The 18,550-nt window shown below is 72.0% G+C and carries 20 protein-coding genes, 3 pseudogenes and 1 riboswitch; of the genes and pseudogenes, 10 read left to right on the top strand and 13 right to left on the bottom strand.

Annotated features, from left to right (window positions below; all coding sequences use genetic code 11):
• The first annotated feature begins 158 nt into the window (after positions 1-158).
• Positions 159-590 (top strand): ATP-binding protein, encoded by a 432-nt coding sequence (locus D6270_RS03320; RefSeq protein ID WP_109166809.1) that lies wholly within the window; start codon positions 159-161, stop codon positions 588-590.
• Here the strand turns inward: D6270_RS03320 and D6270_RS03315 are convergent.
• From D6270_RS03315 to D6270_RS03295, 5 genes and pseudogenes are all read right to left on the bottom strand, one after another.
• Positions 567-1,211: pseudogene (locus D6270_RS03315) on the bottom strand (LysR family transcriptional regulator); the annotation flags it as partial. The gene D6270_RS03320 and the pseudogene D6270_RS03315 overlap by 24 nt on opposite strands.
• 220 nt (positions 1,212-1,431) lie before the next feature.
• Positions 1,432-1,902, bottom strand: coding sequence for a C40 family peptidase (locus D6270_RS03310; protein ID WP_109166810.1), 471 nt, complete (start codon positions 1,900-1,902; stop codon positions 1,432-1,434).
• 3 nt (positions 1,903-1,905) lie between these two features.
• Positions 1,906-2,092, bottom strand: a riboswitch (cyclic di-AMP (ydaO/yuaA leader).
• Between the two features lie 353 nt (positions 2,093-2,445).
• Positions 2,446-2,751, bottom strand: coding sequence for a hypothetical protein (locus tag D6270_RS03305; protein WP_109166811.1), 306 nt, complete (start codon positions 2,749-2,751; stop codon positions 2,446-2,448).
• A gap of 7 nt (positions 2,752-2,758) precedes the next feature.
• Positions 2,759-3,394, bottom strand: a complete 636-nt coding sequence (locus D6270_RS03300) for an ATP-dependent Clp protease proteolytic subunit (protein WP_109166813.1) — start codon at positions 3,392-3,394, stop codon at positions 2,759-2,761.
• Positions 3,395-3,540: 146 nt separating this feature from the next.
• Positions 3,541-4,056, bottom strand: coding sequence for an excalibur calcium-binding domain-containing protein (locus D6270_RS03295; protein ID WP_109166814.1), 516 nt, complete (start codon positions 4,054-4,056; stop codon positions 3,541-3,543).
• Positions 4,057-4,259: 203 nt separating this feature from the next.
• On the opposite strand from D6270_RS03295, the gene D6270_RS03290 reads away from it, so the two are divergent.
• Complete coding sequence (locus D6270_RS03290) at positions 4,260-4,550, top strand: type II toxin-antitoxin system Phd/YefM family antitoxin (protein ID WP_109166816.1); 291 nt, start codon at positions 4,260-4,262, stop codon at positions 4,548-4,550.
• Here D6270_RS03290 and D6270_RS32750 read toward each other — a convergent pair.
• Complete coding sequence (locus D6270_RS32750) at positions 4,529-5,185, bottom strand: hypothetical protein (protein WP_391041041.1); 657 nt, start codon at positions 5,183-5,185, stop codon at positions 4,529-4,531. The two genes, D6270_RS03290 and D6270_RS32750, sit on opposite strands and share 22 nt — an antisense overlap.
• On the opposite strand from D6270_RS32750, the gene D6270_RS32745 reads away from it, so the two are divergent.
• The 8 genes and pseudogenes from D6270_RS32745 (at position 5,100) to D6270_RS03245 (ending at position 12,014) form a co-directional block, all read left to right on the top strand.
• On the top strand, positions 5,100-5,507 hold the full coding sequence (locus D6270_RS32745) for a TetR/AcrR family transcriptional regulator (RefSeq protein WP_239476909.1): 408 nt from the start codon (positions 5,100-5,102) through the stop codon (positions 5,505-5,507). The two genes, D6270_RS32750 and D6270_RS32745, sit on opposite strands and share 86 nt — an antisense overlap.
• Before the next feature lie 255 nt (positions 5,508-5,762).
• Positions 5,763-6,065: an urease subunit gamma gene (locus D6270_RS03275; RefSeq protein ID WP_109166817.1), complete on the top strand. Its 303-nt coding sequence runs from the start codon at positions 5,763-5,765 to the stop codon at positions 6,063-6,065.
• Between the two features lie 12 nt (positions 6,066-6,077).
• Positions 6,078-6,389 (top strand): urease subunit beta, encoded by a 312-nt coding sequence (locus D6270_RS03270; RefSeq protein WP_109166818.1) that lies wholly within the window; start codon positions 6,078-6,080, stop codon positions 6,387-6,389.
• Positions 6,382-8,103, top strand: coding sequence for an urease subunit alpha (locus tag D6270_RS03265; RefSeq protein ID WP_109166819.1), 1,722 nt, complete (start codon positions 6,382-6,384; stop codon positions 8,101-8,103). Before D6270_RS03270 ends, D6270_RS03265 begins: the two co-directional genes overlap by 8 nt.
• A 14-nt stretch (positions 8,104-8,117) precedes the next feature.
• A pseudogene (locus tag D6270_RS03260) lies at positions 8,118-8,779 on the top strand (urease accessory protein UreF).
• Between the two features lie 30 nt (positions 8,780-8,809).
• A complete protein-coding gene (gene ureG / locus D6270_RS03255) occupies positions 8,810-9,487 on the top strand; it encodes an urease accessory protein UreG (RefSeq protein ID WP_109166823.1) in 678 nt (225 codons plus the stop codon).
• On the top strand, positions 9,484-10,281 hold the full coding sequence (locus D6270_RS03250; protein ID WP_109166825.1) for an urease accessory protein UreD: 798 nt from the start codon (positions 9,484-9,486) through the stop codon (positions 10,279-10,281). The genes ureG and D6270_RS03250 overlap by 4 nt, the downstream gene beginning before the upstream one ends.
• Before the next feature lie 151 nt (positions 10,282-10,432).
• Positions 10,433-12,014 (top strand): annotated as a pseudogene (locus D6270_RS03245) (alpha/beta hydrolase).
• A 33-nt stretch (positions 12,015-12,047) separates the two neighbouring features.
• On the opposite strand, the gene D6270_RS03240 reads toward D6270_RS03245, so the two are convergent.
• The 7 genes from D6270_RS03240 to D6270_RS03215 form a co-directional block, all read right to left on the bottom strand.
• Positions 12,048-13,100, bottom strand: coding sequence for an NAD-dependent epimerase/dehydratase family protein (locus D6270_RS03240; protein WP_202419316.1), 1,053 nt, complete (start codon positions 13,098-13,100; stop codon positions 12,048-12,050).
• A gap of 65 nt (positions 13,101-13,165) precedes the next feature.
• Complete coding sequence (locus D6270_RS03235) at positions 13,166-13,882, bottom strand: lysophospholipid acyltransferase family protein (protein ID WP_109166830.1); 717 nt, start codon at positions 13,880-13,882, stop codon at positions 13,166-13,168.
• A gap of 170 nt (positions 13,883-14,052) precedes the next feature.
• Positions 14,053-14,211: a hypothetical protein gene (locus D6270_RS32740; protein ID WP_202419315.1), complete on the bottom strand. Its 159-nt coding sequence runs from the start codon at positions 14,209-14,211 to the stop codon at positions 14,053-14,055.
• A 65-nt stretch (positions 14,212-14,276) separates the two neighbouring features.
• The gene (locus tag D6270_RS03230; RefSeq protein ID WP_109166831.1) at positions 14,277-15,224 is read right to left on the bottom strand and encodes a cytochrome c oxidase assembly protein; all 948 of its coding nucleotides are present in this window, start codon (positions 15,222-15,224) and stop codon (positions 14,277-14,279) included.
• Between the two features lie 110 nt (positions 15,225-15,334).
• On the bottom strand, positions 15,335-16,360 hold the full coding sequence (locus tag D6270_RS03225; protein WP_109166833.1) for a 6-phosphofructokinase: 1,026 nt from the start codon (positions 16,358-16,360) through the stop codon (positions 15,335-15,337).
• Positions 16,361-16,503: 143 nt separating this feature from the next.
• On the bottom strand, positions 16,504-17,232 hold the full coding sequence (locus D6270_RS03220; protein WP_109166835.1) for a type 1 glutamine amidotransferase: 729 nt from the start codon (positions 17,230-17,232) through the stop codon (positions 16,504-16,506).
• Between the two features lie 34 nt (positions 17,233-17,266).
• Positions 17,267-18,505 (bottom strand): MurT ligase domain-containing protein, encoded by a 1,239-nt coding sequence (locus D6270_RS03215; RefSeq protein WP_109166836.1) that lies wholly within the window; start codon positions 18,503-18,505, stop codon positions 17,267-17,269.
• Positions 18,506-18,550: the final 45 nt, after the last annotated feature.

Below are 18,550 nucleotides of genomic sequence, written 5' to 3'. Positions count from 1 at the left end.
TCCCGGTTGCGCGGGCCCGAATTCACCGCTTCGAGCGACAGATATATGCATATCTTGGCCGAACATCGTTACAGCGAGCTTCAACAGTGGCAGTCTGGCGCGAAGCACCATCCTGGCCGACTGCCGGTCGGCCAGGGCGCGAAAGGGACGGCGTCGCCATGGCAGACCATCAGGAAGCAACCGTCACCCTGCCGAGCGATCCGGCCTCGGTCTCCTCGGCCCGCAGATATGTGGCCAGGACGTTGGCCGAGTGGGGCCTCTCCGAGGACACGGATCTCGCCGACACCATCCGGCTGATCATCTCCGAACTCACCACCAACGCCGTCCAGCACACCTTCGGCCAGTCACCCACCTTCACCGTGGATCTGCGCCTGGAACGCGACGAGGAACTGCGTCTGGGCGTGACGGACAGTCACCCTCGGTGGCCTCAGCGGCTGCCCGCCGCCGTACGGCAGGACAACGGGCGCGGCATGGTGATCATCCGGGCGCTGGCCAAGGAGTACGGCGGACGGCTCACGGTCGTCCCGACGGCGGAGGGCGGCAAGACGGTCTGGATCACGCTGCCCTGGGTGGTGTCGGTCCAGGGCTGACGACAGGGGTCGCGAGGGCCACCGCGGTTCAGGGGACGGCCGTGGTTCAGCGGGCCGCCACGTCAGGGGGTGCCACGGCTCAGCGGGCCGGTGCCCGACGGCGGTCGCCGGCACCAGCTCCTCGACCAGCGGGGGCTCCACGGTGACGCCCAGGGGCGGCGGGTCCGCCACCGCCGGGCCGCAGGTGTGGGTCAGTGCCAGGTCCGCCTCGCGCGCGGTGGCCGCCGCGACACCGCCCGGCGGCTCGCACTCGGTGACCCCCGGATCGACCTCCGGATTGGGCCCGCCGGAACGCGCTCAGGACCGGCGGAAGCAGATGGACCCCGGCCGTCGTGAACGTCCCCACCCGCAACCTGCCGCCCGACAGCCCGGCCGGCCCGTGCCGCGCTTGGTCCAGCCCGTCCAGCACCCGCCTGGCCCGGCCCGCCGGCAGCTCACCGGCGGCCGTCGGCCACGCCCCGCGATGGTGGCGTACCAGCAGCGTCGCCCGGCCTCGCGCTCCAGCTCGGCCGGCTGCCGGGAGAGCGCGGGCGCGGTGCCGCCCAGGTGGGCGGCGGCCCGCGTGATCGATCCGGTCCCGGAGACCGCCACCAGTGCGGCGAGCCGCGTCGGGTCGTGGATGAGGCGTTCCCTCAGGCAGACCCAGAAGACCGCAAGTACACGCTGAAGGCTCCGCAGGTCCGGGCTGGACCCCGTGGACGCACAGGCGATCGCCTTCGCCGGGGTCGCCCGGCGCTGGTGACCGGGCCCCCTCCTGCGCCGAGGGGCGCCGGGGCCCTTGCGGGCGGGGGCGGCAGCTGCGCCCGTACCGCCCGCAAGGGAAGAGCGTCCGGTCGGTGGGTCAGCGGACCCGTCCGTACCAGACGCTCTTGGACCAGATTTTCGCCTTGCGGACCACGTCCCCGGATTTGGGGGAGTGCCAGATCTTCCCGCCCCCGGCGTAGATGCCCACGTGGTAGACGCTGCGGCCGGAATGGAAGAAGACCAGGTCGCCGGGTTTCCGCTTCGACGAGGAGATCCGGCTGGTCTTGTTGTACTGCTGCTGTGCCGTGCGAGGGAGTTTCTTCCCGGCCTTCTTGAACGAGTAGACAGTCAGCCCCGAGCAGTCGAAACGGCTGGGACCTGTGGCTCCGTACTTGTAAGGAGCGCCCTTCTTCGACGCGGCGATCTTGAGCGCCTTCGTCGAATGGGTGGCGGCCTCGGCATCGTTGACCAGACCTGGTGCCAGCATCGAGGACGTCACGGCCAGGGTGAGTACGGAAGCCGTACCGACCCGGGCGAACAGAGACGGGACATGAACCTGCGCAGACATGCGCAACCCTTCGTCAGCCGCCTGTGAAGGATGACCTGTCGGGTTCGGGCTGGCGAAGTTGCCCGGCCGCTTGACGCGGCTTCACCCCGAGGGCTTCCCGGTCTCCCGGTCGGCCCGTTGTGCTCGGGTCCTCCACTCCTGCCGATCCACTCCTGTCGACCAGTCATCCGGGAAGCGGCAGGACTCGGCGTCCACCCGGACCGCCCCGCCGCGGCGGCGGGGGCTTGTCGTCCCAGGGATCTTGACTCACGAAGTGCCGGATTTCCGAGCTGAAACAGTGATTTGTGAGTCTCCTCACCACTGAACCGTTCGGGTGGACGGGGCGGATTCGCGCCCGCCGACGAGCCCGGCGCACACCCTCGTACCAGCGACGAAAGGGAGCATTTCGAGTACAGCCCGCACGCCGAACGCAAGTTGAGCCGTCGCTCGCGCGGGTGATGGCCTACGCCGAACGAGCGAGGGAAATCGATCGCGGAACCGGGCGTGTCGCACGGCGCGGCGACCGGCCCGCTCCCGTGACGCGCTCCCGGCGCGCGGCGCGGCTCAGTTCGGGTTGGGCGGCACGGCGACCCTGCCCGCCCGCCGCTCGCCGTCCAGCACCCGCAGGGCCCGTACGAGCGTCGCCGCGTGGATCTGCCGCTCGCCGCGCTCGTGCATCAGGGCGAGCGCGTCGCGCAGGGCCGCCGCCCCGGAGGCCAGGGCCTGAGCCGCCCGCAGCGCGCTGTAGGTGTCGCCGCCGTGTGCGGGGTTGATCCGGCCCACCTGGTCCAGGGCCGCCAGATAGCAGTCGATGAACTCGCCCTCGGCGCGGGTCAGAGCGGGCAAAGGCGGGAACTCCGGTGGCTCCATGAGCGGTTCACCTCACGTCGTGCGGCGGCTGGGAGAGCGTGCGGTTCTGCACGACGTGGTCCACCAGCCCGTAGGAGCGGGCGGCCTCAGCGTCGAGGATGGTGGAGCGTTCGTTGTCGGCGGTGACCCGCTCGGCGGTCCGGCCCGTGTGGCGGACCAGCATGGCCGTGAACAGCGCGCGGGTGCGCACCAGTTCGTGCGCGTGGATCTCCAGGTCGGACGGCCGGCCCCGCAGCGGCTCCGCCAGTGCGGGTTGCTGGATGACTACCCGCGCGCCGGGCAGGGCATGTCGCCGTCCCGGTGCCCCGGCCGCCAGGAGGGCGGCCGCACAGGAGTCGGCCTGCCCCAGGCAGAAGGTCTCCACGTCGCACGTCAGGTACCGCATCGTGTCGTAGACCGCCGCCATCGCCCCGAACGAGCCGCCGGGGCAGTTGATGTAGAGCGACACCGGCCGGTCCGGATCGGCGTGCTCTAAGCGCACGAGCTGCGCGATCAGGTCGCTCGCCGCGGTGTCGTCGACCCGCGTCCCGAGAAGGATGATCCGTTCGGAGAGGAGCTTGGAGTACGGGTCCTGGGTCCGGGGCCCGTACATGGTGCGCTCGGTGAACTCGGGCAGTACGTGGCGGACGGCGGGTCGGATCATGGCGGAGCCCCTCTCCTGGATGCGCGACGGAAGGCAGGGGTGGCGCAGGCCTGCCCCGCACTCACGCCCCGTCAAAAATGTACAGGACGTACAGAAGAGAGCGGTGGCTTTCCCGTTCGCGGCATCCAGGAGGGGTCGGTGGGTGCCTATTCGCAGCCGATTCCGTCACCGTCACGGTCGAGATGAGAGGCGTACCCGGGCTCGCCCCTCCTGATGGGGGCGGCGCCCGCGGCCCGGACGGCGGCGCAGTTCTTGTAGTACGTGTACGCCTCACCCGGGTCGTCGTCATCGTCGTGGACCGGGTCGGGCGCCTCGGCGGCAGGCTCCGGTGGCGGAGCGGTGACGGTCACCCGCACCTTCTTGATCTTCGTGACCGTCGGGGCCGGCTCCGGGGTGGCCGTCACCGTGACCTTCGCCGTCTCCGTCACGGTGACGGTCACCGTCGGCCCCGGCTCCGCCTTCACCGCCGCCGTCTGCACGGCCTCCGGCTGCTCGCCGGTGGCGCCGATCCCGATGCCGAGCAGGAACAGCACACCGGCGGCGGGGAGGACGACGCGCTTACGGGCCCAACGCGGCCCGGTGGAAGGGGCCGGCGGCGGGACGGTGACACCCGGTCCCCAGTCCGCTTGGCGTGACGGGTGGTGCGGGTCGTTCCAATCCATGGGTCCCCCAAGGCAGTTCGTGGAGGTGCGACGCTAGTGAGTCGGGTGCACCGGCTGGAGCAGAATGTTCCGTTGGTGACGGAGTTGTGACCAGAAAGCGGGGGAGTGGTGGCCCCGACCCGCTCTGCCGGGCTGCCGCCGGTCGGGTCGTGCGGATGCCGCGAGGCTCCGTGGCGGCTGCCTGCGCGCCTTAAGCTGGGGCCATGGCTTACGAGATTCCGGTGACGCAAGCACGGGCGGAGCTCGCCGACCTGATCAACCGCGTCGTCTACGGCGGTGAGCGGGTCGTCGTGACGCGGCACGGCAAGCCGCTCGTCGCACTGGTCTCCGCCGCCGACCTGGAGCGGCTCGAAAGGCTGGACGCGGAGGAGGCGGCCGAGGAGCAGGTGATCAGCTCGGTCTCCTCGATCGGCTCCACCGTCTCGGCCCCCGGCGAACGTCAGCGGTTCGGGATCGCCGCCCACCACCCCGGTCAGGGCGAGTCGGGAGCCTGACCGCCGGCGGGTGCGGCGGTCGTACGCCGCCTCCCCGCGACGAGCACCGCCGTCAAGCCGAGCACCGCCGTCAGGCCGAGCACCGCCGTCAGGCCGAGCACCGCCGTCAGGCCGAGCGCCGCCCAGAGGGCGAGCGTGAGGACGGGACCGCCCGCCGCGCTGCCGTCGAAGAACGCGACCGTGCGCAGCAGTGACCCGCCCACGCCCCGCGCAGGCCCAGCAGGGTGCTCGCCGCTCCGGCCCCCGATTCCCGCCAGGACCGGCGGCAGCACGCTCGCGCCGAGTGCGCTGCCGCGCGGGTCCCCGGAGGGCGCGGCGGCCGCATCAGTGAGCCGGCCCTGGGGGCCTTCCGGTGCCGCCGCCGTCACCGCCTCACGCGACAGCTGGGCGACCACGGGGCTCGCGGCCGTCGCGGTGAGCACGTGCGGGCCCTCCGGTCCGGCGACCACGGCTCCGTATACGACCCGGTCCTCGCTCGACGCCCGGCGCCGCCAGGTCCTCGACGGAGCGGCGCGCTGCTTCGCCCGCAGCGGATTCCACGGCACGTCCATGCAGGACGTCCTCAAGGAGGTGGGCCTCTCCGGCGGTGCGGTCCACCGCTGCTTCCCCGGCAAGGAGGACATCACCGAGGACATCACCGCGGAGACCTTCGCCGCCATCCGCGACGCGTTCGAGGAGGCCCGCCGGATGTCGCCGCCGCCCGCCCCGGACGTGCCGCTGAGCACCGTCCTCGGCCGGGTGCTGTCCGGGGAGCTGTACCGGGCCGGAGCGCCGGACCTTCGCCGCCCCTCGCCGTGCAGCTCCGGTCCGAGACGCTGCGCGACGGGCCCCGCGCGGCGCAGCTGGACGAGGGGTACGCCACGATGCGCGCCGGGTGGACCAGGCCGGTCGAGGTCTGCCGGGACGCCGGGCTCCCGGGCGGCGACGTGGTGGCCGGCCCTACGGCGCGGACGATGATCGCCACCGCCCAGGGCTTCATCGTGCGGGAGGCCCTCTTCGGGGACGTGCACCCCGAGACGCTGGAGAGCGGCTTGCGCGGCCTGATGCCCATGGGTCCGCAAAAGCCCAGTTAACGCAATGGAAAAACTTCCGCCCTAACGTGCAATACCTGGTCGCGAGAGCCGGGTTCCCCGTTCAACAAACTGTTGAACGGGGATAGGGTCCCGCTGCGCCCGGAGGCCGGTACCGGGCGGTAGACGATGAGGTGAAAGCGTGCAACTGACCCCGCACGAGCAGGAACGCCTGCTCATCCATGTGGCCGCCGATGTGGCGGACAAGCGCCGGGCGCGCGGGCTGAAGCTCAATCACCCCGAGGCCGTCGCCCTCATCACCGCCCATCTGCTCGAAGGCGCCCGGGACGGCCGCACCGTCGCCGAACTCATGGCGTCCGGCCGCCAGCTCCTCACCCGGGACGAGGTCATGGAGGGCATCCCCGAGATGCTCCACGACGTCCAGGTCGAGGCCACCTTCCCGGACGGCACCAAGCTCGTCACCGTCCACGACCCGATCGTCTGACGGGGCACGCCGATGATTCCCGGAGAGATCCTGTACGGGGACGGGGGCATCGCCCTCAACGAGGGGCGTCCCGTCACCCGCCTCACCGTCCTCAACGCCGCCGACCGCCCCGTCCAGGTCGGCTCCCACTACCACTTCGCCGAGGCCAATCCCGGGCTGCACTTCGACCGGGACGCCGCCCACGGGCTGCGGCTGCACATCGCGGCCGGTACGGCGGTCCGCTTCGAACCCGGCATCCCCGTCGGCGTCGAACTCGTCCCCCTCACCGGCCGGCGCGTCGTCCCCGGCCTGCGCGGCGAGACCGGAGGTGCCCTCGATGGCTGACATCAACAGGGCCGTGTACGCGGACCTCTTCGGGCCCACCACCGGCGACCGCATCCGGCTCGCCGACACCGACCTCTTCGTGGAGATCGAGGAGGACCGCTCCGGCGGCCCGGGAAACGCGGGCGACGAGGCGGTCTTCGGCGGCGGCAAGGTGATCCGCGAGTCCATGGGCCAGGCCCGCACCACCCGGGCCGAGGGCGCACCCGACACCGTCATCACCGGCGCGGTCGTCATCGACCACTGGGGCATCGTCAAGGCCGACATCGGCATCCGTGACGGCCGCATCACCGGCATCGGCAAGGCCGGGAACCCGGACACCATGGACGGGGTCCACCCCGACCTGGTGATCGGCCCCGAGACCGAGATCATCGCGGGCAACGGCAAGTTCGTCACGGCCGGAGCGGTCGACGCGCACGTCCACTTCATCTCGCCGACCCTTCTGGACCAGGCGCTCTCCAGCGGCATCACCACCCTCGTCGGCGGCGGCACCGGACCCGCCGAGGGCACCAAGGCCACCACCATCACGCCGGGCCCCTGGCACCTTGCCCGGATGTTCGAGGCGCTGGAGACCTACCCGGTCAACATCGGGCTGCTCGGCAAGGGCAACACGACCTCCCGCGACGCCATGTACTCCCAACTGCGGGGCGGAGCGCTGGGGTTCAAGATCCACGAGGACTGGGGCGCCACCCCGGCCGCCATCGACGCCTGCCTCACCGTCTGCGAGGAGACCGGCGCCCAGCTCGCCATCCACACCGACACCCTCAACGAGGCCGGGTTCGTCGCCGACACCCTCGCCGCCATCGCCGGACGCTCCATCCACGCGTACCACACGGAGGGCGCGGGCGGCGGGCACGCGCCCGACATCATCACCGTGGTCTCGGAGCCGTACGTCCTGCCCAGCTCCACCAACCCGACCCGACCGCACACCGTCAACACCATCGAGGAACACCTCGACATGCTGATGGTCTGCCACCACCTCAACCCGGCCGTCCCCGAGGACCTGGCCTTCGCGGAGTCCCGTATCCGGCCCTCCACCATCGCGGCCGAGGACATCCTCCACGACCTCGGCGCCATCTCGATCATCTCCTCGGACTCGCAGGCCATGGGCCGCATCGGCGAGGTGATCCTGCGGACCTGGCAGACCGCCCACGTCATGAAGAAGAGGCGCGGGGCGCTGGCCGGGGACGGGGCCGCCGACAACCACCGGGTCCGTCGCTATGTCGCCAAATACACCATCAACCCGGCCGTCGCCCAGGGCCTGGACCGGGAGATCGGCTCGGTGGAAAGCGGAAAGCTCGCCGACCTCGTGCTCTGGGACCCGGCGTTCTTCGGGGTCAAGCCGCAGACCGTGATCAAGGGCGGTCAGATCGCGTACGCGCAGATGGGCGATGCCAACGCCTCCATCCCGACACCGCAACCGGTCCTGCCCCGGCCTATGTTCGGCGCACTGGGCCGGGCGGCCGCACGCGGCTCCTTCAACTTCGTCACCGAGACGGCGATCGAGGACGGCCTGCCCCAAAGGCTCGGCCTGGAGAAGGAGTTCCGGGCCATCACCAGTACCCGGGGCGTCACCAAGGCGGACATGCGGGAGAACGACGCGATGCCGCACGTCCACGTCGACCCCGACAGCTTCGCCGTCACCATCGACGGCGAACCGGTCGAACCCGCACCGGCGGCGGAACTGCCCATGGCCCAGCGCTACTTCCTCTTCTGAGCCGGGGCCGAGCCATGTCACGCGCAGCCCTGCTCGTCCTCGCCGACGGCCGCTTCCCCGCCGGTGGCCACGCCCACTCCGGCGGCGCCGAACCGGCCGTCACCCAGGGTCGCATCCGCGACGCCGACGACCTCGCCGCCTTCTGCCGGGGCCGCCTGCACACCACCGGGCTCACGGCCGCCGCCCTCGCCGCGGCGGCCGCCCACGGCCTCGACCCGCTCGCGCTGGACGAGGCCGCCGACGCCCGTACGCCCTCACCCGCCCTGCGGGCCACCGCCCGCAAGCTGGGCCGGCAGCTGATGCGGGCCGCCCGCGCCACCTGGCCGAGCCCCGGACTCGACGCGCTCGCCTCGGCCCGGCCGCGCGGCGCCCACCAGCCCGTCGTCCTCGGCCTCACCGCCCGGGCGGCCGGGCTGGGCCCCGAGGACGCCGCGCACTGTGCCGCGTACGAGACGGTCAGCGGCCCGGCCACCGCCGTGGTCCGGCTGCTCTCCCTCGACCCCTTCCACGCCACCGCCGTACTCGCCCGCCTCGCCCCGAGCTGGACCAGGTTGCCGCGCAGGCCGCGGAGGCCGCCCGGCACGGCATCGACGCCCTGCCCGCCGCCTCGGCCCCGCTCCTCGACATCACCGCCGAGGCCCACGCCGCCTGGCCGGTCCGCCTCTTCGCGTCCTGACACACCACCCACACCCCGACAGGAGCCCCCATGCACCTCGGCCACACCCACGACGGCCCCGCCGCGGTCGGCGCCGACGCCACCCGCCCCGACGGCACCCGGCGCGCCCTGCGCATCGGGCTCGGCGGCCCCGTCGGCTCCGGCAAGACGGCCACCGTCGCCGCCCTCTGCCGCGAGCTGCGCGACCGGCTCTCCATCGCCGTCGTCACCAATGACATCTACACCCGCGAGGACGCCGCCTTCCTCCTGCGCAACGCGGTTCTGCCGCCCGAGCGCATCCAGGCCGTGGAGACGGGCGCCTGCCCGCACACCGCGATCCGCGACGACATCTCCGCCAACCTCGAAGCCGTCGAGGACCTGGAGGACGCGGTCGGCCCACTCGACCTGATCCTCGTCGAGTCCGGCGGCGACAACCTCACCGCCACCTTCTCGAAGGGGCTCGTCGACGCCCAGGTCTTCGTCATCGACGTGGCGGGCGGCGACGACATCCCGCGCAAGGGCGGCCCCGGTGTCACCACCGCCGACCTCCTGGTCATCAACAAGACCGACCTCGCCCCCTACGTCGGCTCCGACCTCCAGCGGATGGCCCGCGACGCCAAGGAACAGCGCGGTGAACTCCCCGTACTGTTCACCTCGTTGACCTCCGCCGAGGGTGTCGGGCCGGTCGCCGGCTGGGTGCGGGCGCAGCTCGCCGCCTGGACCGCATGAGCGTCCGCGCCACCGCCCGCCTCCGCGCCGAACCCGACGGCCGGGGCTCCACCGCGCTGCCCGTCCTGGAGTCCGCCGGGCCGCTCGCGCTGCGCCGCACCCGCTCACCGCTCCCCGGCCACGCCCGGGCCACGGTCGTCGGCGCCATGAGCGCGCCCCTCAACGGCGACCGGCTGGCGATCGAGGCCGAGGCCGCCGGCGGCGCACGCCTCACCGTCGACGCGGCGGCGGCCACCGTGGCGCTGCCGGGCGCGCGGGCGGACGGCGAGCCGTCCACGTACGCCATCGGTCTGAACGTGGGGGAGGGAGCCACCCTGCGCTGGCTCCCCGAACAGCTCGTCTCCGCCCACGGCAGCGACCTGCGCCAGACCACCCGCGTCGAACTCGCGCCCACCGCGCGGCTTCTGCTGCGCGAGGAGCAGATCCTCGGCCGCCACGGCGAACCCACCGGCGCCCTCACCACCCGGCTCACCGTCCGCCGGGCGGGCCGCCCGCTCCTGGACCAGCAACTCGCCTACGGGCCCGGCGCGCCCGGTGGCTGGGACGGCCCCGCGGTCCTCGGCGGCCACCGGGCGGTCGGCCAACTCCTCCTGGCCGACCCGTCCTTCGAGGACGCCCCGCTCCCCGCCCGGCTCCTCGGTCCCACCGCCGCCCTCACCCCGCTCGCCGGATCCGCGGTCCTGGTGACCGCGGTGGCCGCCGATGCCCGCCTGCTGCGCGCGATCCTGGACGAGGCGATGCACGAGCTGCTGAACGGGCTCACAGCGGACACCGGTGACGGCTGGGTCCGCTGAGCGGACTTCCTTCACCGGTTATGGGTTCGGTAAAGAAACAGGTGTACGCCCTGGCCCCGGGAACCCCACAGACGAAAGGATCCCCGGAACGCTCCGATGGAGACCACGCCGCCACCGGCGGCGCATCGGAGGACGATGGGGGAGGTTCCACGTGGGACGCACAGCAGTGCTCGGCGCGGCCGGCGCGCTGATCGCGGGCACGCTCGTCGCGGGAGCGATAGCCGCGCCCGCCGCCAGCGCCGACGGCCGGCACCACGGCCGGGCGGACGCCGAGGCGCGCGGAGTCAGGATCGCCGCCGAGCGGGCGGGCAGGACCGGGATCGACTGGAAGGGCTGTCCGGAGGACTGGGGCCTGGCCGCTCCCATCCAGTGCGGCTGGGTGACCGTGCCGCTGGACTACGCGAAGCCGTACGGCAAGAAGATCAAGCTCGCCGTCGACCGGCACGTCAGCACCGGCACCAAGGGCGAGCGCCAGGGCGCCCTGGTCTACAACCCGGGCGGGCCCGGTGGTTCGGGGATGCGCTTCCCGACCCGGGTCACCACCAAGAACCCGCTCTGGGCCAAGACCGCGAAGGCGTACGACTTCGTGGGCTTCGACCCGCGCGGGGTGGGCCGCTCGGCGCCCATCTCCTGTGTCGACCCGCAGGAGTTCGTCAAGGCGCCCAAGGCGGACCCGGTCCCCGACAGCGAGGCCGACAAGCGCGCGCAGCGCAAGCTCGCCCGTGAGTACGCCGAGGGGTGCGGCGAGCGCAGCGGCGCGATGCTGCCGCACATGACCACCCTCGACACCGCACGGGACCTCGATGTCATCCGGGCCGCGCTCGGGGAGAGGAAGCTCAACTTCCTCGGCGTCTCCTACGGCACCTACCTGGGCGCCGTCTACGGGACGCTCTTCCCCGCCCACGTACGGCGCATGGTCGTCGACAGCGTGGTCAACCCGGCGCGGGAGAGCATCTGGTACCGGGCGAACCTGAACCAGGACATCGCCTTCCAGCTGCGCTGGGACGACTGGAAGACGTGGGTCGCGCGGCACGACTCCGTCTACGGCATCGGCGACACCCCGCAGAAGGTCGAGAAGGAGTGGCTGAAGCTCCGCGCGGCCGCCAAGAAGGAGCCCATCGGCGGGGTCGTCGGACCGGCCGAGCTCATCGGCTTCTTCCAGAGCGCCCCGTACTACGACTCCGCCTGGGCGCCCACCGCGAAGACCTGGAGCGCCTACCGGGCCGGCGACACCCAGGCGCTGATCGACGCCGCCGCCCCGACATGGACGACCTCGCGGGCAACGCCGCCGCGGAGAACGGCAACGCGGTCTACAACGCCGTGGAGTGCGCGGACGCCAAGTGGCCCACCGACTGGCGCACCTGGGACCGGGACAACACCCGGCTGCACCAGAAGTACCCGTTCATGACCTGGGCCAACGCGTGGATGAACCTGCCCTGCGCCACCTGGCCGGCCAAGCAGCGGACCCCGCTGGACGTGAAGACCGGCAAGGGGCTGCCGCCGGTCCTCATCGTGCAGGCCACCCGGGACGCCGCCACCCCTATGAGGGCGCCGTCGAACTGCACAAGCGGTTCAAGGGCTCGCGGCTCATCACCGAGCAGGGCGCCGGGTCCCACGGCGTCACCGGGCTGGTCAACCCGTGCGTCAACGAGCGGGTGGACACCTACCTGCTGACCGGGAAGACCGACCGGCGCGACGTGACGTGCACCCCGCACGCCACGCCGAAGCCGTAGGCAGGCCATGAGGCGTACGGCCGGGCCCCCCGCTCAGCGGCCGCCCCGGTCGTACGCCTCCAGCCACGCGTCCTCCGCCGCATAGCCGAAGAGCGCCTCCCCGTAGTTCCGCGCCATCTTCGGGAACGCCTCCCGCCAGTCCCGCCCCGCCAGCTCCCCGGCCAGCCACTCGACGGTCTCCGGCAGCGACTCCACGTACCCCGTCACCGGCCGGTAACCGAGCTCCCGCTCCGCCGCCGTCATGTCGTACACGACGGGGTGCGCCCCGCTCCACGGCGTGTCGCCCACACCTCCCTCGGGCGCCGGGCCGTCGACCAGGACCGTCTCCGTCTCCCGGCCGAGCACCTCGTCGATCGCCGTCCCGATCTCGGCGACCGTCGGCGCCTGCGGGTCCGCCGCGTTGAGCACCCGTGAGCCGGGGCGGCGGGCGGCGAGGCGGATCAGCTCGGCCGCGTTCGCGACATGGAGCGGGTGGAAGCGGCTCTCGCCGCCGTACGCGAGCACCCGGCGCCGGCGCCCGTCCAGCAGCCGCTTCACGAAGTACAGCTCGCGTGGTGTGCGGCAGTACGGGCCGTGGACCGCGCCCGCCCGCAGCAGGGTCACCGGCAGCGCGTCGCCCACCGCCAGCAGCTCACGCTCCAGCAGCACCTTCCGGGTCCCGTACGTCGCCTCGCCCGGCTCCACCGTCCGCCGGCTCTCCGGCAGCGGCACGGGATAGCGCGGAAAGCCGTCCGCTTCGGACTGGGTGTCGAAGCTGCGGCCGCGGTCGTCCTCGTACACCGCACCGCTGGAGATCACGACCGCCGAGCCGGCCCGCCCGGCGAGTGAGGCCAGCTGCCGTGCGTGCGTCCCGTCGAACGCCACCAGGTCGACCAGGACGTCACAGCCCTCGCCGAGCGCCTTCTCCAGCGCGCCTTCCTCGTCCCGGTCGAGGGCGAGCGTCCGGACCCCGTCGTCCCACCGCTCGTCCCGGCCGCCGCCGCGCGATACGGCGGTCACCTCCCAGCCGTCCCCGGCGAGCGCGCTCACCGCGGCCCGCCCGATCTGTCCTGTCGCTCCGAGCACCCACGCGTGTCCCTGGTTCATGGTCACGACGCTAGGGGGAGCCGGCCGGGCCGGACCAGCCCGCTCTGCCGGTGGCGAATTCGCCGTCAGCGTCGCAGCTTGGGGAACTTCCTCGGCGGCGCGGCCTCCTGCTCGGCCGCCTTCACCTTCGCCGCGTACTCGTCCACGTACTCCTGGCCGGAGAGTTCGAGGATCGCGGACATGATCTCGTCCGTCACCGCCCGGATCGCGGCCTTCTGGTTCTCCATGCCCGCGTACCGCGAGAAGTCCAGGGGCTCACCGAACCGGATCGCCACCTGCTTGATCTTCGGGATCTTCTGGCCGGGCGGCTGGATCTCGAACGTACCGAGCATCGCGCACGGCACCACCGGCACCTGCGCGGTGAGCGCCATGACAGCCACCCCGACCTTGCCCTTGTAGAGCCGGCCGTCGTGCGAACGGGTGCCCTCCGGGTAGATCCCCAGCAGCTCGCCCTTGCTCAGCACGCCCAGGCCCTCGCGGATCGCCGCCTGCCCGGCGTCCTTGCCCGACCGGTCCACCGGGATCTGGCCCGCGCTGCGGAAGAACGCGGCGGTGAGCTTGCCCTTGATCCCCGGACCGGTGAAGTATTCGGCCTTCGCGAGGAACGTGATGCGCCGCTTGATGATGGCGGGCATGAGGAAGTGGTCGGAGAAGGAGAGATGGTTCCCGGCGATGATCGCCGCGCCGTCCTCCGGGATGTTCTCCAGACCCTCGATACGAGGGCGGAACAGCACCCGCAGCACGGGGCCCAGCACGACATATTTCAGGACGTAATAAAACACCTTGTGGGTGCACCTCGCTCTGCCGGGCCGGCGTCAGGGCTGCGTTCTGCCAGGTCATGGTCGCGCCGGGGACCGTCAGTGTAGGTCCCCGGCAGCACCGTGTGACCGTGGCGAACCGGTCCTCCGGCTGGTACCCCGCCGCCGGGACCGTCAGGCGTGTCCGCCGCCGGTCAGGTGTCCCGGGTCGCCAGCATGCCGAGCGTGCACAGTCCCAGCACCACCCAGCCGAACCAGAGCCAGCCACTGCTGCCCAGCGCCACCGTGTACGCCGTCACCGTGACCAGCGCCCCGACGGTCAGATAACCCATGGTTTTCGTCGATCCGGACATGCGCGTCCCTCCTCGTCGGCCGCGCGGCCGTTCACCCCATGGTCACCCCGATGGCGCCCTCCGCGCTACTGTCGCGCCTGCAACGACGCGAGATAGGCGTTGTACGCCTCCAGCTCCTTGTCGCCGTCGCGGTCGGCGGCCCGGTCCGAGCGCTTCGCCGCACGCTGCTCGGAGTGGTACCACTGGTACACCAGGGCGATCAGCACCAGCACGGAGGGGATCTCGCTGAAGGCCCAGGCGATGCCGCCGGCCCAGTTCTGGTCGCTGAGGGCGTCGATGCCGAGGGAGGCGGGCGGGTTCTCGTACGTCTTGACCATCGGCGTGGTCGCCATCATCAGCGCGATCCCGAAGAAGGCGTGGAACGGCATCCCGGCGAACAGCTCCAGCATCCGCATCACATAGCCGGGGCGGTGCGGGCCCGGGTCGACGCCCATGATCGGCCAGAAGAAGACCAGGCCAACCGCGAGGAAGTGCACCATCATCCCGATGTGGCCGGGCTTGGAGCCCATGAGGAAGTCGAAGACGGGCGTGAAGTACAGCGCGTACAGGCTCGCGATGAAGAGCGGGATCGTGAACGCCGGATGCGTGATGATCTTCATGTACCGGCTGTGCAGCAGCTTCAGGAGCAGCTCGCGCGGCCCGGTCCGGCCGCGGGCGGCGGGCGGCAGCGCGCGCAGCGCCAGCGTCACCGGGGCGCCCAGGAGCAGCAGGATCGGCGACAGCATGCTGATCACCATGTGCTGCACCATGTGCACGCTGAACATGACCATGCCGTAGTCGTTGAGCTTGGTGCACATCACCAGCGCGATGCTCAGTACGCCCACGGTGAAGAAGACGATCCGGTTGACCGGCCAGCCGTCCCCGCGCCGGCGCAGGCGCACCACGCCGTACCCGTAGAGGGCGAGCGCCAGGACGCAGCCGGTGAGGAAGAACGGCTCGGGTGAGAGCTCCAGCCCCCGTCCCAGCGTGAACGGCGGCAGATCCATGTTCATGCCGTGCCCGCTGTGATCCATCTGTCCACTCCCGATGGGGACACGTCCCCGTTTCGTGCCGGTTGTCCGGTACAGCGTAGAACTGCCCCCGGCCGCGTTCGCGGCCGGGGGCAGTTCTGGACGGCGTGTCCCTAGAGCACGCACTCCGCTTCGGCGTACCGCTCGGCCGGGACCGTCTTCAGCGTCTCGACCGCCTCCGCCAGCGGGACCATCACGATGTCGGTGCCGCGCAGCGCGGTCAGCATCCCGAACTCGCCCCGGTGCGCCGCCTCCACCGCGTGCCAGCCGAACCGGGTCGCCAGGACCCGGTCGTACGCGGTCGGCGTGCCGCCGCGCTGGACGTGGCCGAGGATGACCGGGCGGGCCTCCTTGCCGAGCCGCTGCTCCAGCTCCCCGGAGAGCTGCGTGGCCACTCCGGCGAACCGCTCGTGTCCGTAGACGTCCTTGACGCCCTGCTCGAACTGCATGGAGCCCGCACGGGGCTTGGCGCCCTCGGCGACCACCACGATGGCGAACTTCTTGCCCGCCGAGAAGCGCTTGCCGACCAGCGCGGTCAGCTCGTCGATGTCGAAGGGGCGCTCGGGCACGACGATGGCGTGCGCGCCGGCCGCCATCCCGGAGTGCAGGGCGATCCAGCCGGTGTGACGGCCCATGACCTCGACGATCAGAACCCGCTGGTGGGACTCGGCGGTGGTCTTCAGCCGGTCCAGCGCCTCGGTCGCGACACCGACGGCGGTGTCGAAGCCGAAGGTGACGTCGGTGGAGGAGATGTCGTTGTCGATGGTCTTGGGGACACCGACGATGGGCAGCCCCGCCTCGGACAGCAGGTTGGCCGCCTTCAGCGTGCCCTCGCCGCCGATCGGGATGATGGCGTCCAGACCGAGGTCGGCGACATGGCCGCGGGCGCGCTCCACACCGTCCCGCAGATGGGCCGGCTGGACCCGGGAGGAGCCGAGGATCGTGCCACCGCGGGCCAGGATGCCGCCCACCGCGTCAAGGTCCAGCTTGCGGTAGTCGGCCTCCAGCAGGCCCTTCCACCCGTCGTGGAAGCCGATGACCTCGTCGCCGTGGTCCACCACCGCGCGGTGCACGACGGAACGGATGACGGCATTGAGGCCGGGGCAGTCGCCGCCGGAGGTGAGTACGCCAATGCGCATGGCCCGGAAACCTTTGCAACGTTGAGTCGACGACCGGACCACGTCGTCCGGTTGGATCCCCGCCACCCTACCGGCGCAGGGTGGCGGGACCGAACCGTCCGTCCGCCTGCTGGACTCCGCTCAGCCGAGCGGAAAACCCCTCATCAGGCGGGCTGTGTCGCCGATGCGATCCGCTCCGCGCGCAGCGCCTCGTACCACCGGTCGTCCGTGGGCGGCAGCGCGTTGACGTCGAGGGCCAGTTTCAGCAGGTGGTCGGCGATCTGCGGGTTGCGCGCCATCACGGGGCCGTGCATGTACGTCCCGAAGACCGTGTCGTTGTACGCGCCCTCCGTGCCGTCCCCCGTCCCGTTGCCCCGGCCGAACCGCACCCGGGCGAACGGCCGTGCGGTGGGGCCGAGATGGGTGACGCCCTGGTGGTTCTCGAACCCGGTCAGCGCTTCCAGGCCGAGCTGCGGGTCGATGTCCGCCAGTACGTCGCCGACGCACCGGGCGCCCTCGCCGCGGGTGGAGACCACGTCGAGGAGGCCGAGGCCCTGCTCGCGCTCACCGAGGTCGTTGACGAACTCGTGGCCCAGGATCTGGTAGCCCGCGCAGACCGAGAAGATGATCGCGCCGTTGGAGGCGGCCCGGCTCAGCCCACCGTCGCGGCGCAGCCGCTCCGCCGCGAGGCGCTGGGGCCGGTCCTCGCCGCCGCCGATCAGATAGATGTCGCCGGACGTCGGCACCGGCTGGTCGCTGCGCACGTCGACGCGCTGCACGTCCAGACCGCGCTGCCGGGCCCGCCGCTCCACGACCAGGGCGTTCCCCTGGTCGCCGTAGGTGCTGAGCAGGTCGGGGTAGACCCAGACCAGACGCAGACCGTTGTTGCTCATGCTTCGTCCTCTCCGGAGGTGGCCGGGGCCGGGGTCAGTTGCCGACACGACGGCGCAGATCCTGGAAGGCGGTGTAGTTGGCGATGACCTCGATACGGCCGGGCGGGGCGTACTGCACGGCCTCGTCGAGGTTCTCGCAGACCCGGAAGTCGAGACCGGCGACTTCGAGGCGGACCGCGAGGTCCAGCTTGCGGTCGCCGAGCACGAAGATCGGGTGACCGGCCAGCTGGGTGTAGTCGACGTCCCAGAGCCAGGAGGTGTCCGTGCCGTCCGCGCCACGGGCGTTGACGGAGAGGATCACCGGCGTCGGCGGCGGGTCGATCAGCGAGAAGGTCTCCAGCCAGCCGGCCGGGTTCTTCGCCAGCAGCAGGCGCAGCTCACGGTTGTGGAAGGTGACGACGTCATAGCGTCCGGCCACCGCCTGCACCTGGTACATGCGCTCCAGCGCGACCTGTGGCGGCACACCGAAGACGGCGGCGACGGCGGCCGAGCTGGTGGCGTTCGCCTTGTTGGCGCGGCCGGGCAGCTGGAGGTGGATCGGCCAGGCCGAACCGTGCGGGTCCAGGACGTAGTCGCCGTTGAGCGCCCAGCTCGGGGCGGGGCGGCGGAAGCCGCACTGCCCGCAGAACCAGTCGTCGCCGGGGCGCTGCATCACACCGCCGCAGGACGGGCAGGACCAGGCGTCGTCCTTCCACGCCTGACCGGCCGCCACCCACACCACATTGGCCGAGGAGGAGGCCGCCCAGACGACCAGCGGGTCGTCCGCGTTGGCGATGATCACGGCCTTCGAGCCGGAGAGGCCCTCGCGCCAGTGCTCGGCCATCATCCGGGTCTCGGCCGCGCGGTCCAGCTGGTCGCGGGAGAGGTTGAGCAGCGCGATCGCCTTGGGGGTGGTGTCGCGGGCGACACCCGCCAGATACTTCTCGTCGACCTCGATCACGCCGAACTTCGCGTCCGAGCCGCCGGCCAGCGCCGAGGTGATGCCCGCGGGCATGTTCGCGCCGAGCGCGTTCGACACGACGGGCCCCGCGGCCCGCAGCGCCTCGGCGATCAGCCGGGTGGTCGTCGTCTTGCCGTTCGTCGCCGACACGAGGATCACGTCCAGGTGCTGCGCCAGCCGCCCCAGCAGGTCGGGGTCGAGTTTGAGCGCCACCCGGCCGCCGATCACCGATCCGCTGCCCCGCCCCGCGGCGCGTGACACCGCCGCCGCGGCCTTGCCCGCCGTCACGGCCAGCTTGGCCCGCGGCGACAACGGCTCCGTGTTGCCTGCCATCGTCCTAGATCCTCCTTGCATCGGTCCGCGCCCAGCCTATCGATG

The organism is Streptomyces griseus subsp. griseus (assembly GCF_003610995.1).
GTDB lineage: Bacteria > Actinomycetota > Actinomycetes > Streptomycetales > Streptomycetaceae > Streptomyces.
Note: the sequence above shows the minus strand (reverse complement) of the source record. Positions and strands in the feature narration are given on the sequence as shown.

Excerpts from the sequence above, each read along its gene's own strand:
- D6270_RS03290 (WP_109166816.1), top strand. The coding sequence starts at position 4,260 with ATGGCTTACGAGATTCCGGTGACGCAAGCACGGGCGGAGCTCGCCGAC.
- ureG (WP_109166823.1), top strand. The coding sequence starts at position 8,810 with ATGCACCTCGGCCACACCCACGACGGCCCCGCCGCGGTCGGCGCCGAC.
- D6270_RS03295 (WP_109166814.1), bottom strand. The coding sequence starts at position 4,056 with ATGGATTGGAACGACCCGCACCACCCGTCACGCCAAGCGGACTGGGGA.
- D6270_RS03270 (WP_109166818.1), top strand. The coding sequence starts at position 6,078 with ATGATTCCCGGAGAGATCCTGTACGGGGACGGGGGCATCGCCCTCAAC.
- D6270_RS03215 (WP_109166836.1), bottom strand. The coding sequence starts at position 18,505 with ATGGCAGGCAACACGGAGCCGTTGTCGCCGCGGGCCAAGCTGGCCGTG.
- D6270_RS32745 (WP_239476909.1), top strand. The coding sequence starts at position 5,100 with ATGCAGGACGTCCTCAAGGAGGTGGGCCTCTCCGGCGGTGCGGTCCAC.
- D6270_RS03300 (WP_109166813.1), bottom strand. The coding sequence starts at position 3,394 with ATGATCCGACCCGCCGTCCGCCACGTACTGCCCGAGTTCACCGAGCGC.
- D6270_RS03320 (WP_109166809.1), top strand. The coding sequence starts at position 159 with ATGGCAGACCATCAGGAAGCAACCGTCACCCTGCCGAGCGATCCGGCC.
- D6270_RS03305 (WP_109166811.1), bottom strand. The coding sequence starts at position 2,751 with ATGGAGCCACCGGAGTTCCCGCCTTTGCCCGCTCTGACCCGCGCCGAG.
- D6270_RS03220 (WP_109166835.1), bottom strand. The coding sequence starts at position 17,232 with ATGAGCAACAACGGTCTGCGTCTGGTCTGGGTCTACCCCGACCTGCTC.
- D6270_RS32740 (WP_202419315.1), bottom strand. The coding sequence starts at position 14,211 with ATGTCCGGATCGACGAAAACCATGGGTTATCTGACCGTCGGGGCGCTG.
- D6270_RS03230 (WP_109166831.1), bottom strand. The coding sequence starts at position 15,224 with ATGGATCACAGCGGGCACGGCATGAACATGGATCTGCCGCCGTTCACG.
- D6270_RS03225 (WP_109166833.1), bottom strand. The coding sequence starts at position 16,360 with ATGCGCATTGGCGTACTCACCTCCGGCGGCGACTGCCCCGGCCTCAAT.
- D6270_RS03250 (WP_109166825.1), top strand. The coding sequence starts at position 9,484 with ATGAGCGTCCGCGCCACCGCCCGCCTCCGCGCCGAACCCGACGGCCGG.
- D6270_RS32750 (WP_391041041.1), bottom strand. The coding sequence starts at position 5,185 with ATGTCCTCGGTGATGTCCTCCTTGCCGGGGAAGCAGCGGTGGACCGCA.
- D6270_RS03265 (WP_109166819.1), top strand. The coding sequence starts at position 6,382 with ATGGCTGACATCAACAGGGCCGTGTACGCGGACCTCTTCGGGCCCACC.
- D6270_RS03310 (WP_109166810.1), bottom strand. The coding sequence starts at position 1,902 with ATGTCTGCGCAGGTTCATGTCCCGTCTCTGTTCGCCCGGGTCGGTACG.
- D6270_RS03240 (WP_202419316.1), bottom strand. The coding sequence starts at position 13,100 with ATGAACCAGGGACACGCGTGGGTGCTCGGAGCGACAGGACAGATCGGG.